The organism is Haloferax gibbonsii (assembly GCF_001190965.1).
Taxonomy (GTDB): domain Archaea; phylum Halobacteriota; class Halobacteria; order Halobacteriales; family Haloferacaceae; genus Haloferax; species Haloferax gibbonsii.
In genome coordinates, this window is record NZ_CP011947.1 from 888,631 (window position 1) to 902,985 (window position 14,355).

The 14,355-nt window shown below is 65.3% G+C and carries 14 protein-coding genes; all 14 read left to right on the plus strand.

What is annotated here, in order from left to right:
- The first annotated feature begins 97 nt into the window (after positions 1–97).
- The 14 genes from ABY42_RS04690 (at position 98) to ABY42_RS04755 (ending at position 14,354) form a co-directional block, all read left to right on the plus strand.
- Positions 98–1,846 (plus strand): flippase activity-associated protein Agl23, encoded by a 1,749-nt coding sequence (locus tag ABY42_RS04690; RefSeq protein WP_004977649.1) that lies wholly within the window; start codon positions 98–100, stop codon positions 1,844–1,846.
- 159 nt (positions 1,847–2,005) lie between these two features.
- Complete coding sequence (locus ABY42_RS04695; RefSeq protein ID WP_004977648.1) at positions 2,006–3,154, plus strand: 5-(carboxyamino)imidazole ribonucleotide synthase; 1,149 nt, start codon at positions 2,006–2,008, stop codon at positions 3,152–3,154.
- 6 nt (positions 3,155–3,160) lie between these two features.
- Complete coding sequence (purE, locus tag ABY42_RS04700) at positions 3,161–3,772, plus strand: 5-(carboxyamino)imidazole ribonucleotide mutase (RefSeq protein WP_050458835.1); 612 nt, start codon at positions 3,161–3,163, stop codon at positions 3,770–3,772.
- Positions 3,773–3,960: 188 nt separating this feature from the next.
- Positions 3,961–4,377: an NADH-quinone oxidoreductase subunit A gene (locus ABY42_RS04705; protein WP_004977646.1), complete on the plus strand. Its 417-nt coding sequence runs from the start codon at positions 3,961–3,963 to the stop codon at positions 4,375–4,377.
- Positions 4,374–5,075 (plus strand): NADH-quinone oxidoreductase subunit B, encoded by a 702-nt coding sequence (locus tag ABY42_RS04710; protein ID WP_004977645.1) that lies wholly within the window; start codon positions 4,374–4,376, stop codon positions 5,073–5,075. Before ABY42_RS04705 ends, ABY42_RS04710 begins: the two co-directional genes overlap by 4 nt.
- Positions 5,072–6,745 (plus strand): NADH-quinone oxidoreductase subunit D, encoded by a 1,674-nt coding sequence (locus tag ABY42_RS04715; RefSeq protein ID WP_004977644.1) that lies wholly within the window; start codon positions 5,072–5,074, stop codon positions 6,743–6,745. The genes ABY42_RS04710 and ABY42_RS04715 overlap by 4 nt, the downstream gene beginning before the upstream one ends.
- Positions 6,745–7,794, plus strand: coding sequence for a complex I subunit 1/NuoH family protein (locus ABY42_RS04720; protein WP_004977643.1), 1,050 nt, complete (start codon positions 6,745–6,747; stop codon positions 7,792–7,794). Before ABY42_RS04715 ends, ABY42_RS04720 begins: the two co-directional genes overlap by 1 nt.
- Positions 7,791–8,252: a NuoI/complex I 23 kDa subunit family protein gene (locus tag ABY42_RS04725; RefSeq protein WP_004977642.1), complete on the plus strand. Its 462-nt coding sequence runs from the start codon at positions 7,791–7,793 to the stop codon at positions 8,250–8,252. The genes ABY42_RS04720 and ABY42_RS04725 overlap by 4 nt, the downstream gene beginning before the upstream one ends.
- Positions 8,253–8,357: 105 nt before the next feature.
- Complete coding sequence (locus ABY42_RS04730) at positions 8,358–8,618, plus strand: NADH-quinone oxidoreductase subunit J (RefSeq protein ID WP_004977641.1); 261 nt, start codon at positions 8,358–8,360, stop codon at positions 8,616–8,618.
- Complete coding sequence (locus tag ABY42_RS04735; RefSeq protein WP_004977640.1) at positions 8,615–8,980, plus strand: NADH-quinone oxidoreductase subunit J family protein; 366 nt, start codon at positions 8,615–8,617, stop codon at positions 8,978–8,980. The genes ABY42_RS04730 and ABY42_RS04735 overlap by 4 nt, the downstream gene beginning before the upstream one ends.
- Positions 8,980–9,282 carry an NADH-quinone oxidoreductase subunit NuoK gene (gene nuoK, locus ABY42_RS04740; protein ID WP_004977639.1) on the plus strand — a complete coding sequence of 101 codons (303 nt, stop codon included), beginning with the start codon at positions 8,980–8,982 and terminating at the stop codon, positions 9,280–9,282. The genes ABY42_RS04735 and nuoK overlap by 1 nt, the downstream gene beginning before the upstream one ends.
- Positions 9,283–9,285: 3 nt before the next feature.
- On the plus strand, positions 9,286–11,307 hold the full coding sequence (nuoL, locus tag ABY42_RS04745; RefSeq protein ID WP_004977638.1) for an NADH-quinone oxidoreductase subunit L: 2,022 nt from the start codon (positions 9,286–9,288) through the stop codon (positions 11,305–11,307).
- The gene (locus ABY42_RS04750) at positions 11,304–12,833 is read left to right on the plus strand and encodes a complex I subunit 4 family protein (protein ID WP_004977637.1); all 1,530 of its coding nucleotides are present in this window, start codon (positions 11,304–11,306) and stop codon (positions 12,831–12,833) included. The genes nuoL and ABY42_RS04750 overlap by 4 nt, the downstream gene beginning before the upstream one ends.
- Positions 12,834–14,354, plus strand: coding sequence for an NADH-quinone oxidoreductase subunit N (locus ABY42_RS04755; RefSeq protein ID WP_004977636.1), 1,521 nt, complete (start codon positions 12,834–12,836; stop codon positions 14,352–14,354).
- The last annotated feature ends 1 nt before the right edge of the window (position 14,355 follow it).

Genomic DNA, 14,355 nt, shown 5'->3' on the forward strand with positions numbered 1-14,355 from the left:
CCCGCCTCGGATAAAAGAACTACCGACACCGACCGAATTTGGTCTCCGGCGACGGGCAAGCACAAAAGTTGTATTGTCGGCGTTGCGATGGGTGGGCATGAGTACTGACAGTGGGACCGAGACGGTCACTCGGTCCCGTGCCCTCCTGGCGCTTTCGGGCGCGGTGGTCGTCGCCCTCCTCGTCCGCCTCGTCGACCTCGGCGGCCGAATCTTCCACTGGGACGAAGGCCGCGTCGGCTACTGGATTCTGCGCTATCACGAGACCGGCGAGTTCTCCTACCGGCCCATCATCCACGGCCCGTTTCTCCCCGTCGTCAACGACTATCTCTTCGCCGTCCTTCCGGCGACCGACTTCACGGCTCGACTCCCCGTGGCGCTCGTCGGCGGCCTGCTTCCGCTTTCGGTCTGGCTGTTCCGAGAGCATCTCCGCCGCGACGAGATGGTCGCGCTCGCGCTCTTCTTCGCGGCGAACCCCATCTTGGTCTACTACTCGCGGTTCATGCGCAACGACGTGCTGGTGGCCGCCTTCTCGTTCGTCGCGCTCGGCTTCGTCGTCCGCGCGTACGACACCGGCCGCCTCGCCTACCTCATCCCCGCGGGCGTCTCCTTCGCGACCGGGTCGGCGGCGAAGGAGAACTACGTCGTCTACCTCGCGTGTTTCCTCGGGGCGGCGTTCCTCGTCTTCGACCACCGACTGCTCGCCCGGACCTCGGCCGGCGAGTCCGCCCGCGACATCCTCTTTTCGGAACTGCCCGCGAGCATCCGCGACCGACTTCGCGCACGCGGGGCGGGAAGTCTCGGTTACGGCGCGATTCGGTACGCCGCGGGCGTCCTCGGGGGTCTGCTCGCCTTCCTCGCCGTCTTCGTCTTCTTCTACGCGCCGCGGCCCGACCTCTGGAACGCGCTCGGCGGTTCAACTGCGGTTCTGCCCGTCCTCGAAGCCGGGACCGTCGGCGCGGTTTCGGAGATGTTCGGCAGTTGGCTCGGCGGCGGACACCAGTCCCACGAGTACCTCCCGTATCTGAAGGACTTCCTCGAAACGTTCGTCTACGGCGCGCCGGTGCTCATCGTCTTCGCGCTCGTCGGCATCGTCGTGGACCGCTACGGCGTCGTCGCGGGGCGGGTCCGGTGGCTCGTCGCCTTCGCGACCTACTGGGGCGTCGTGAGCATCTTCGGTTACCCGCTGGCGACCGACATCCAAGCGCCGTGGGTCGTCGTCCACGCGATCGTCCCGCTCGCGGTCCCGGCGGCGGTCGGCGCGGCGTTCGTCTTCCGCTCCGGCGTGCAGGCGCTCGACGCCAAGGACACGGTCGGCGTCGGCCTCGCGGCGCTCGTGCTCGTCGCCTCGGTCGGCGGCGTCGCGGCCGCCAACGTCGACTACTGGAACGCCTCGACCGACGAGGACAAGGAGGTGCTCCAGTGGGCCCAACCCGAAAACGACCTCAAGGCCACGCTCGACGACGTGGAGCGCGTCTCGGCCGCCAACCCCGGAACCGACGTGCTCCTGTACGGGACCCACCCGCCGGACAGCGACGAGACGCACTTCTACGTCTCCAACGAGTCGAACCCGCTCGGCGGGCCGTCGTGGCACAGTCGACTCCCGCTCCCGTGGTACTTCGAGGGCTCGGGCGTCGAGCGCACCAGTAGCGCACCGGACGCGAACGTCTCGGAGGTGACCGCCGACGCGCCGCCGGTCGTCATCGCCTACGAGTGGGACCGAACCGAACTCGAATCCGAACTCGACGGCTACGTCGCGCGCCAGCACGCCTTCAAACTCTGGAGCGAGGACGTGGTCGTCTTCATCGACGAGGACGCCCTCGCCGCCGCGAACGAGACGCGGGGCTGACGCCGGTCGGCGGCGTCCGACGAACCGATTTTCCCCGCGTTCGACGCGTTCCAGCGCCCGTCCCGCCCTGCGTCTTCTGCACCGTTTATATCCACGAATGTGCTCATTTGAACGCATAATGTGGCAACGTTTATGCACCGACGTACTGAACCCGCGACTGTGACCGTCACCGTACCCGGACCCACGCTCGGCGTCGTCGGTGGGGGCCAGCTCGGGCGTATGCTCGGCGAGGCCGCCGCACCGCTCGGCGTCGACATCGTCGTGCTCGACCCGACACCCGACTGCCCGGCATCGGCCGTCGCCGACCAAATCGTCGGCGACTTCGACGACCCCGAGGCGATGGCGGAACTCGCCGCGCGGGCCGACGCGCTGACGTTCGAAATCGAACTCGCCGACCCGGACCTGCTCGACGAACTGGCCGCCGAGGAGGGAATCGAGGTCCACCCCTCGCCCGACGCGCTCCGGACCATCGAGGACAAACTGGTCCAGAAAGACACCTTCGGCGAGGCGGACATTCCGATTCCGCCGTTCCACCGCGTCGACGACGCGGCCGACCTCCGCGACGCGCTCGACGAGTTCGGCTCGGTCATGCTGAAAGCCCGGACCGGCGGCTACGACGGCCGCGGAAACGTCCCCGTCACCGACCCCGAGGACGCCGAGTCCGCCATCGAGGCGGTCGGCGGCCCGGCGATGGCCGAGGCGTTCGTCGACTTCGAGCGCGAACTGTCGGTCATCGGCGTCCGCGGCGAAGACGAGATTCGGACCTTCCCCGTGGGCGAGAACGTCCACGAGGAGGAGATTCTCCGCGAGACCGTCGTCCCGGCGCGGACGACAGACGAAGTTCGCGAGGAGGCCGACCGCGTCGCCCGCGAGGTGCTTTCGCACCTGCCCGGCCGCGGCGTCTTCGGCATCGAACTGTTCGAGACGGCGGCTGGCGACGTGCTCGTCAACGAGGTCGCCCCGCGCCCGCACAACTCCGGCCACTGGACCATCGAGGGCGCGCTCACCTCGCAGTTCGAACAGCACGTCCGCGCCGTGCTCGGGTGGCCGCTCGGCGCGACGACTCGCCGGTCGCCCACCGTGATGGCGAACGTCCTCGGCACCGTCGACGAGAGCCGACCCGCGCGGCTCGGCGGCCTCGACGACGCCCTCGGTGAATCGGGCGTTTCGCTGCACTGGTACGGCAAAGACGAGGTGCGCCCGCTCCGCAAGATGGGCCATCTCACCGCCGTCGGCGACGACGACGTCGACCTCGAAGCGCTTCTCGCACGCACGCGAGACCTCCGGGACGGACTCCACTTCGACTGATACACAATGACGACAGAACGGGACCTCATCGACAAACTGCACGCACAGGCCGACGCCGACCGCGACCCCGAGACGACGCCCGACGTGGGCATCATCATGGGGTCTGACTCCGACCTCGACGTGATGTCCGGCGCGCACGAGGCGCTGGACACGCTCGGGTTCGGCGAGCAGACCGACTTCGACGCGCCGCCCGAAGAGCGGTTCACCTACGAGACGTACGTCGTCTCCGCGCACCGGACGCCCGACCTGATGTACGCCTACGGCGACACCGCGCGCGACCGCGGCGTCGAGGTCATCATCGCCGGCGCGGGCGGCAAGTCCGCGGACCTACCGAACATGACCGCCTCCATCGCGTACCCGATTCCGGTCGTCGGCGTCCCCGTCCAGGAGAAGTCGGTCGACTCGGTCATCGGGATGCCGACGGGCGCACCCATCGTCGCGGTCGACGCCGGCAAGTCGTTCAACGCCGCGCTGTCAGCCGTACAGGCGCTCTCCCGCGGCTACCCCGAGCTCGAAGACCGACTCGTCGAGTACCACGAAGACCTCGTTTCCGACGTGGCCGAGACCTCGGCCGCGCTCCACGACCTCGGCGTCGCGGGCTTCCGCGAATCGCGGTAGCGAAGCGTCCGTCGTCGCCGGTCAGTGTTCCGCAATCGGGGGTCGCTCCGGGCGTCGAAACCCTGCCCGTGCGGGGTTCCGGGCGTCTCTCGCGTATTTTCCAAATAGAAGCTCTCTCGCGCCCGAAACACACAAATCAATGTTTATAGGGGAGCGCTTCTAACCGCCGCACGTCAGGGAGACACGGCATGAGTGATTGGATTGCAATCGGTGCGATGGGGCTGGTTGGTGTCGGCATACCGCTCGCGATGATGGCGGTGTCGGCGCTGCTGCGCCCAAGCGTACCGGAACAAGGAAAGAGTGCCACGTACGAGAGTGGTGAGGTGCCGACAGGCACGGCGCGCGTCCAGTTTAACATTCAGTACTACATGGTCGCGCTGCTGTTCCTCGTGTTCGACATCGAGACCGTCCTGATTTTCCCGTGGACGGTCATTTACCGCTCGGCCCTCGAACAGGGCGCGTCGCTGGCGACGATTCTGACGCCGATGCTCGTTTTCATCGGTATCCTCGTCGTCGGCCTCGTCTGGGCGTGGCGCAACGGCGCAGTCAAGTGGGTCAAAAGCCCGCAGGCAAACCGTCGTAAGACAGAGAGGCAAGATGCATGAGTAGCGAACAGAAGCCATTCGTCACGGACGACACACAGGTACAGACCGAGACTCGCGACGCCCGGATGGCGGGGGCGGACGACCGGTTCAACTCGAAGCTTCGGGAGGCGTTCGGCTCGTCACCGTTCATCCTCACGAAGTTCGACAAGTTCATGAACTGGGTCCGCGGGTCCTCGATGTTCATGCTGCAGTTCGGTATCGCGTGCTGCAGCATCGAGATGATGCACACCTACGGAATCAAGCACGACCTCGACCGGTTCGCGGCGGGTGTGCCGCGCGCGTCGCCGCGACAGGCCGACGTGATTATCGTGCCGGGGACCATCGTCTCGAAGTTCGCCCCGCGCATGAAGCGCGTCTACGACCAGATGCCCGAACCGAAGTTCGTCGTCGGCATGGGGTCGTGTACGATTTCCGGCGGCCCGTTCCAGGAGGGCTACAACGTCATCAAGGGCGCAGAAGAGGTCATCCCGGTTGACATCCACATCCCCGGCTGCCCGCCGCGCCCGGAGGCGCTCATCTACGGTATCGCGAAGCTCCAAGAGCGCATCGCGAACGGCGAGTCCAGCCCGGTGACGGTCAAGCCGTACGAACTGGAGCAGTTCGGCGACCTCGAACGCGACGAAATCGTCGACAAGCTCGCGGCGGAAATCGACGAGGAAGACCTCGTCATGCGGTACAACTGGGCTGATTCGCCATGAGCCTCGAAGAACAACAGTCCGACGACCCCGCGGAACTCGAATCGGGCGTCAGCCGCGGCGACGAACTCGCCGACCTGCTCGGCGACCTCGTCGTCGGCCGCGAAGAACACCTGAACGCGCCAGGGCTCGTCATCCGTCCCGACGAGGTCCAAGACGCGCTGTTCAAGCTCCGCGACGAGGCCGGGTTCGACCACCTCTCGTGTGTGACCGCACAGGAGTACGAGGACCGCTACGAGTCCATCTACCATCTGACGAAGTTCGACGACCGGACCGACGAGGTCTCGGTCGTCGTGCCCACCTCGAAGGACAACCCGGTCAGTCAGTCCGCCGAGCCGGTGTTCCGGACGGCCGACTGGCACGAGCGCGAGGCGTACGACCTCGTCGGCATCCAGTACGAGGACCACCCGGACCTGCGTCGCATCCTGCTTCCGGACACGTGGCAGGGTCACCCGCTCGGACTGGACTACGACCAGGACCGCCCGCAGATAGCGACGCTCCGCGAGCACGCTAACCCGCTCGAGGAGGACCACCGCGCCGGGGACAGCAACACGATGTACATCAACATCGGGCCGCACCACCCGGCGACCCACGGCGTGCTGCACGTCGAGACGGTCGTCGACGGCGAGCAGGTGGTCGACCTCGATTCCGACATCGGCTACCTCCACCGCTGCGAGGAGCAGATGTGTCAGCAGGGGACCTACCGGCACCAGATTATGCCGTACCCCGACCGCTGGGACTACATCTCGGCGGGACTGCTGAACGAGTGGGCCTACGCCCGCACCGCGGAGGACCTCGCGGACATCGAGGTCCCCGAGTACGCCCAGATCATCCGCACGATGGGCGCGGAACTGTGCCGCATCGCGTCGCACATGATCGCGCTCGGCACGTTCGCGCTGGACGTGTACGGCGACTTCACGGCCATCTTCATGTACGCCATGCGGGACCGCGAAATCGTCCAGAACATTCTGGAGGACCTCACCGGTCAGCGCATGATGTTCAACTACTTCCGGCTCGGCGGGGTCGTCTGGGACCTCCCCGAACCCCGCGAGGAGTTCTTCGAGAAGATTCGCGACTTCATCGACGAGCTCCCGCAGGCGCTCGAGGAGTACCACGACATGATCACCTCGAACGAGATTCTCCAGGCGCGGACGGTCGGCACGGGCGTCCTGCCGCCTGAGGTCGCCAAGAGCTACGGTGCGACCGGCCCGGTCGCCCGCGGCTCGGGCATCGACTACGACCTCCGCCGCGACGACTCCTACGGCTACTACGACGAACTCGACTGGGACGTCGTCGTCGAGGACGGCTGCGACAACTTCTCGCGCCTGCTCGTGCGCATGCGCGAGGTCGAGGAGTCGGCCAAGATCATCCAGCAGTGCGTTGACCTGCTCGAAGACTGGCCCGAAGACGAGCGGAACATCCAGGCGAACGTTCCGCGCACCCTGAAGCCCGAAGAGGACACGGAGATCTACCGCGCCGTCGAAGGCGCGAAGGGCGAACTCGGCATCTACATCCGCGCCGACGGCACCGACAAGCCGGCCCGATTCAAGATTCGCAGTCCGTGCTTCTCGAACCTCCAGACGCTCCCCGAGATGTCCGAGGGTGAGTACATCCCGGACATGATTGCCTCGCTCGGCAGTCTCGACATCGTTCTCGGAGAGGTGGACCGGTAATGAGTCTGCAAGCGGTCCTTCCGGACACGATCAGCGGCCTCCTCGGTCTCGAAGGCATCCTCGGCGACGTCGTCGGGGGTCTCGTTGGCGCGTTCCTCATCGCCAACATCATGCTCATCATGACGGCGTTCGCCGGACCGTGGGCGAAGCGGAAGATCACGGCCGCCTTCGGTGACCGCATCGCAGTCAACCGAATCGGTCCGTTCGGTCTCCTGACCATCGTCACGGACGCGGTCCGACTGCTGTCGAAGGAACTCATCGTTCCCGAGGGCGTCGACCGTCCCGCGTGGGACCTCGCGCCGATGGTCATTCCCTTCTCCGCGCTGCTCGGATTCGCCGTCATCCCGATGGGTAACGGTATCCAGCTCGCGGACCCCGAGACCGGTCTCGCGTTCGCCTTCGCCGCGGCGTCTATCGCCTCGCTGGGCATCGTCATGACCGGCTACGCATCGAACAACAAGTTCTCGCTCATCGGCGCGCTCCGCGCGGTCGCGTCGAACATCGCCTACGAGATCCCGCTCGTCGTCACGGCGGCCTCCGTCGTCATCTTCGCGGGGTCGCTCCGCATGAGCGAAATCGTCGCCGTGCAGGCCGAGCCGCTGCTTTCGGTCGCGGGCGTGACGATTCCGACGTGGTTCGCGTTCGTGAACCCCTTCGCGTTCGCGCTGTTCATCATCGCGAACCTCGCGGAGGTCGGTCGTAACCCGTTCGACATCCCCGAAGCGCCGACCGAGATTGTCGCCGGGTTCCAGACCGAGTACTCCTCGGTCTACTTCGTGCTCATCTACCTCGGTGAGTTCATCCACATCTTCCTCGGCGGCGCTATCGCGGCGACGCTGTTCCTCGGCGGTCCGGCGGGCCCGGTCCTGCCCGGATTCGTCTGGTTCACCATCAAAATCTGGGCGTTCTTCCTGTTCACCCAGTGGGCGCGCTCCGCGATTCCGCGCCTTCGCGTCGACCAGTTCCTCGAAATCGGTTGGAAGGGGATGCTCGTGCTCTCCTTCGCCAACCTGGTTCTCACGGCCATCATCGTGGGGGTGATTGTATGATCGGAATCCTGAAAGGCATGGCAGTGACGCTGAGGCACGCGCTCGACGGCGAGACGTTCACGGTCGAGTACCCCGAGACCGCGCCAGAAGTGAGCCCGCGTTTCCGCGGCGTCCACAAGTTCAGCCAAGAGCGGTGTATCTGGTGCCGTCAGTGTGAGAACGTCTGTCCGAACGACACGATTCAGATCGTTCAGGACGACAAGCGCAACGGCGAGCAGTACAACCTCCACATCGGCCAGTGTATCTACTGCCGGCTGTGCGAGGAGGTCTGTCCCGTCGACGCCATCCTACTCACGCAGAACTTCGAGTTCACGGCGGACACGAAAAACGACTTCGTCTACAACAAAGAACAGCTCAAGAACGTCCCGTGGTACAAGGATATCGACCCGCTCAACTCTCGCAACCCCGACCGCAACGCGTGGATCGGCGAGGGCGAAGGAGAGGTCGACTACCAGTAACATGACCGCGAGTGAATCGTTCGAGTCCCGTCAGCCCGCGTCCGCTACCGGACGCTGAGGACGTTCTCGAAATGTTCAAAGGGATATCTCAAGGAGACATACACAATGGTTTATGAAACCATCGCGTTCGCGCTGTTCGCCCTCGTCACCGTGGGCTGCAGCCTGGGCGTCGTCCTCGTGCGGGACATCTGGCATTCCGCACTCCTGCTCGGGGGCGCGCTCTTGAGCGTCGCGGTGCATTACGTGATGTTGCAGGCGGAGTTCCTCGCCGCCATGCAAGTCCTCGTCTACGTCGGCGGGGTACTGATTCTCATCACGTTCGCCGTGATGCTGACGCGTATCGATCCGGAGGTGAGTAGTACATGACCACGAAACCGCAGCTGAAACTCGGTTCGCACCTCGTGCCCGGACTGGCTGCCGTCGCGCTGTTCGTCGTGATGGCGGTCGTGTTCCTCGGCGCGTCGTTCCCGAACCCACAGGGGTTCGCAGAGGGAGCAAACATAACCGCGAGCATCGGCTATTCGATGTTCAACCTCGACTTCGGGGACGTCGCCGGGGAAGGGTTCCTCGCCGCGTTCATCGTCATCGCGGTAACGCTCGACGTCGCTCTTGACGGTGCCATCCACCTCGCACGGCGCGAGGAGGGTGGTCAGATGCGGACTATTCTGACCGACGGCGGCCGTGAACTCAAGCGAACGTTGTTCGACGACGAGGAGGATGACCGCTGATGGTGCCCCCGCAATACTATCTGCTCTTGTCGGCGGCCGTGTTCTGCATCGGCGTTTTCGGCCTCTTGACTCGACGGAACGCGCTGTTGTTCCTGATGTCGGTCGAACTGATGCTGAACGCCGCGAACATCAATCTCGTCGCGTTCTCGCTCTACTGGGGGAACGTCACGGGGCAAACGTTCACCCTGTTCACGCTGGCGCTCGCGGCCGCGGAGGTCGCAGTCGGTATCGGTATCATCCTCGTACTGTACCGTAACTTCGACGACGTGGACGTGACCAACGCGACCACGATGAGGTGGTAATATATGGCAGGTATCTTAGACTTCGCTCCGGCCATCGTCCTCCTCCCGTTCCTCTCGTTCCTGATCGCACTCGGGGCGGGACGGTACATGCCGAAGGGAGGCGCGCTGGCGGGTATCGGCGCGACGGCAGGCTCGTTCGTCCTGTCCATCGCGACGTTCTTCGCCGTCAGCGGCGGACAGACCTACAACCAAACGATTTACACGTGGGCGGAGGGCCTCGACGCCATCAACCTGACGTTCGGTCTGCTCATCGACCCGCTTTCGTCGATGATGCTCGTCATCGTGACGCTCGTCGCGCTCCTCGTCCACATCTTCAGCCTCGGATACATGAACGACGAGGGCGAGACGGGCCTCCCGCGTTACTACGCCGGACTCGGCCTGTTCACGGCCTCCATGCTCGGGTTCGTCGTCGCCGACAACCTGCTCATGGCGTTCATGTTCTTCGAACTGGTGGGCCTGTGTTCCTACCTGCTCATCGGCTTCCACTTCCGGCAGGACGGCCCGCCGAGCGCCGCGAAGAAGGCGTTCCTCGTCACCCGCTTCGGTGACTACTTCTTCCTCATCGGCGTCGTCGCCGTCTTCGCGACGTTCGGCTCCGCCGCCTTCGCGGGCCCCGATGCCTTCCCGGTCCTCGCCGAGGAGGCGCTCGCTGGCGAACACTCGGTCAACACGTTCCTCGGCATGGGCGAACAGGCGTGGTTCACCGTCGTCGGCCTCCTCGTTCTCGGAGGCGTCGTCGGTAAGTCCGCGCAGTTCCCCCTGCACACGTGGCTTCCGGACGCGATGGAAGGTCCGACGCCCGTCTCCGCGCTCATCCACGCAGCGACGATGGTCGCGGCCGGCGTCTACCTCGTCGCCCGGATGTACGGGTTCTACGTGCTGACGCCGACGACGCTCGCCATCATCGCCCTCATCGGCGGATTCACCGCCCTCTTCGCGGCGACCATGGGCGTCGTCAAGAAAGAGATCAAGCAGGTGCTCGCGTACTCGACTATCAGCCAGTACGGCTACATGATGCTCGGCCTCGGTGCCGGTGGCTACGTCGCGGCGACGTTCCACCTCATGACGCACGCCTTCTTCAAGGCGCTGCTCTTCCTCGGTGCCGGTTCGGTCATCATCGCGATGCACCACAACGAGAACATGTGGGACATGGGCGGTCTGAAAGACAAGATGCCCGTGACCTACTACGCGTTCCTCTCCGGGTCGCTCGCCCTCGCGGGCATCGTCCCGTTCGCGGGGTTCTGGTCGAAAGACGAGGTCCTCTACGAGACGCTCATTCACGGCCTCGGCGGCAGTCCGATTCTGCTCGCCGCGTACGCGATGGGTCTGCTCGCCGTGTTCTTCACGGGGTTCTACACCTTCCGGATGGTGTTCCTCACCTTCCACGGCGAGCCACGGTCGGGAACGGCGCGTGACCCCCACGGCGTTCGCTGGAACGTCAAGGGTCCGCTCGCCGTCCTCGGCGTGCTCGCCGCGACGACCGGGCTCGTCAACATGGTCCCGGTCGAGAAGCTCTTCGGCATCGAGGGAATCGACTTCCTACACCAGTTCCTCGACGGGAGCTTCAGTTCGCTGAACGCGCACCACTACGCCGAACTCATCCCGTACAGTTCGGGCTACATCGGCGGCGAGGCCGGAACGGTTGCCATCGGCGCGGCCGTCTCGCTCGGCTTCGCGCTCGGCGGTGCCGCGCTCGCGCACGTGCTGTACAACGTCCCCGAACCCGTCGAACACACGGACAAGCTCGGGAGCATCAAGACCGTACTGTACAACAACTACTACCAAGACGAGTACCAGGTCTGGATCGCGACCGGCGTCGTCCAACCCATCTCGCGCGTCCTCGATAAGTTCGACCAGGGTATCGTCGACGGCGTCGTCAACGGTATCTCCAGCGTGAGTCTGTTCGCTGGCGGTCGCGTCAAGCGCGTTCAGACCGGTGTGGTGAGCAACTACGCCGCGCTCCTCACGCTCGGTCTGACCGCGCTGCTTCTCGGTCTCGGTCTGCTCGGAGGTTGGTTCGCATGATAATCGAAGCGCTCATCGCAGTCACGTTCCTCGCCGCGCTGGTCACCTTCGTCGTGCCGAACCGGTACGCCGGCAAGGCGGCCTTCGCGCTGAGTCTGGCTCCCGTCGTCGGGAGCCTCTACATGTGGCAACAGTACGACGCGAGCGGGAACGCCTTACTCGGCGGGAACATCGCGTTCGAGACAGACGTCGCCTGGCTGCAACTCGGCCAGTACGACATCCACTGGATGGTCGGCGTCGACGGCATCAGCATGCCGCTTGTCGTCCTTACGACCATCCTCACCACGCTCGCTATCGTCAGCGCGTGGACGCCCATCTCGGAGCGTCAGTCCCAGTTCTTCGGTCTGATGCTTCTCATGGAGGCGAACCTGCTCGGCGTCTTCACGGCGCTCGACTTCTTCGTCTGGTTCATCTTCTGGGAGGCTGTGCTCCTGCCGATGTACTTCCTCATCGGCGTCTGGGGCGGCCCGCGCCGCAAGTACGCGGCTATCAAGTTCTTCGTCTACACGAACATCGCGTCGCTCGTGATGTTCATCGGGTTCATCTCGCTCGTGTTCGGTCTCGGCGACTCGATCTCGTCGTTCCGCCTGCCCGAAATCGCGCAGGCGTTGCAGGCCGGACAGCTCGGAAGCTTCGCGGGCCTGTCGGCCGGCGCACTCGCGTCGGTCGCGTTCATCGCGATGTTCTTCGGGTTCGCGGTGAAGGTCCCGGTCGCCCCGCTCCACACGTGGCTGCCGGACGCACACGTTGAGGCCCCCACGCCGGTGTCGGTCATGCTGGCGGGGGTCCTCCTGAAGATGGGTACGTACGCCCTGCTCCGGTTCAACTTCACGATGCTGCCGGAGACGGCGCGCGCCTTCGCGCTGCCCATCGCCCTGCTCGCCGTCGCGAGCGTCATCTACGGCGCACTGCTCGCGCTGGCCCAGCAGGACCTCAAGCGCATCGTCGCGTACTCCTCCGTCTCGTCGATGGGGTACGTCATCCTCGGTCTCATCGCCTACACCACCTACGGCGTCGGCGGTGCGACCTTCCAGATGGTCGCCCACGGCCTCATCTCCGGACTGATGTTCATGGCCGTCGGCGTCATCTACAACACGACCCACACGCGCATGGTGTCGGACATGTCCGGCATCGCCGACCGGATGCCCGTCACGGCGGGCATCTTCGTCGCCGGCGCGTTCGGGTACATGGGTCTGCCGCTCATGGCCGGCTTCGCGGCCGAGTTCTTCATCTTCAAGGGCGCGTTCGAGTCCACGGTGATGGAGGCCATGCCGCTGTTTACCGGCGCCGCGATGTTCGGTATCGTCATCGTCGCCGGTTACCTGCTGTTCGCGATGCAGCGGACGCTGTTCGGACCCTTCCGGTTCGACGGCGACTACGACATCACGGAAGCGCCGTTCCACGACGTCGCACCCCTCGCGGTGCTGCTCCTGCTCACCATCGTGCTCGGTGTCTCTCCGGACATCTTCTTCACGATGATTCAGGACGCGGTTAACCCGATTCTCGAACTGGGAGGTGCGTTCTAGATGACGCCCCTCCAGACGCTCCCGGAGTGGGCGGCGACGGCTCCCGCCATCGTGCTCGCGCTGACGGGGCTCGCGCTGCTGCTCATCGACACTATCGACCCGGACTCCACGAACAACGGCCTTCTGGCCGGCACGGCGACGCTCGGCGCGCTCGCCGCCGGCGGCATCGCCGGCTGGTTCCTCATCGGCGGAACCGGTATGGAGTCCACGGGCGGCGCTATCTCGCTGTACGGCGACGCGCTCGTCGTCGACGGGATGAGCCTGTTCTTCACGCTCATCTTCACCAGCGTCGCTGCGATGGTGACCGTCGCCTCCTACGACTACCTCGCGGACGAGCCCCATCAGGGTGAGTTCTACTCGCTCGTGATATTCGCCACGACCGGCATGACGCTCATGGGGATGTCGAACTCGCTGGCGACCGTCTTCATCAGCCTCGAACTGGCGTCCCTGCCCTCGTACGCGCTCGTCGCGTTCCTCAAGAAGGACCGCGGCAGCATCGAGGCCGGTCTGAAGTACTTCCTCATCGGCGCGCTGTCGTCGGCGGTGTTCGCGTTCGGTATCAGCCTCGTGTTCGCCGTCACCGGCTCGCTGGTGCTCCCGGAAGTCGCCGCGTCGCTCGCCGAAGGCACCGAACTCGTCGGCGTCCTCGGTCTCGGCGTGCTGATGATCGCCGGGGGCTTCGCGTTCAAGACCGCCTCCGTCCCGTTCCACTTCTGGGCCCCGGAGGCCTACGAGGGCGCGCCCGCTCCCGTGAGCGCGTTCCTCTCGTCGGCGTCGAAGGCGGCCGGCTTCGCCGTCGCCTTCCGCGTGTTCACCGTCGCGTTCCCCCTCGAAACCGTCACCGCGGTCGGCGGCGGGAGCGTCGACTGGTCGCTGCTGTTCGCGGTGCTCGCCGTCGTCACCATGACGCTCGGTAACTTCGCGGCGGCGACCCAGAACAACGTCAAGCGGATGCTCGCGTACTCCTCTATCGGTCACGCGGGGTACGCACTCATCGGCCTCGCGGCGATCACCACCGACGGCGGTGCCGCGAACGGTGACGTGCTCGGCGCGAGCATGGCCCACCTGTTCGTCTACGGCTTCATGAACACGGGCGCGTTCCTGTTCATCGCCATGGTCGAAAAGTGGGGCCTCGGCCGCACCTTCGAGGACTACAACGGTATCGCGTCGAAGGCGCCCATCGCCGCCTCGGCGATGACCGTCTTCATGTTCTCGCTCGCGGGGCTTCCGCCGTTCGGCGGCTTCTTCTCGAAGTACGCCCTGTTCGAGTCGGCTATCGGGTCGGGCTTCTGGTGGCTCGCCGCGGTCGGCGCGGTCAACAGCGCGCTGTCGCTGTTCTACTACAGCCGCGTCGTGAAGGCGATGTGGATCGAGGAGCCGTCGAAGCCCCTCGAAATCGGCAGCCAGCCGGTCGGTCTCTACGTGGCGATTATCTTCGCCGCGGTCGGGACGGTCCTGCTCCTGCCCGGCTTCCAACCCGTCATCGAGACGGCGCAGACCGTCGCCGCGGCGCTCTTCTGAG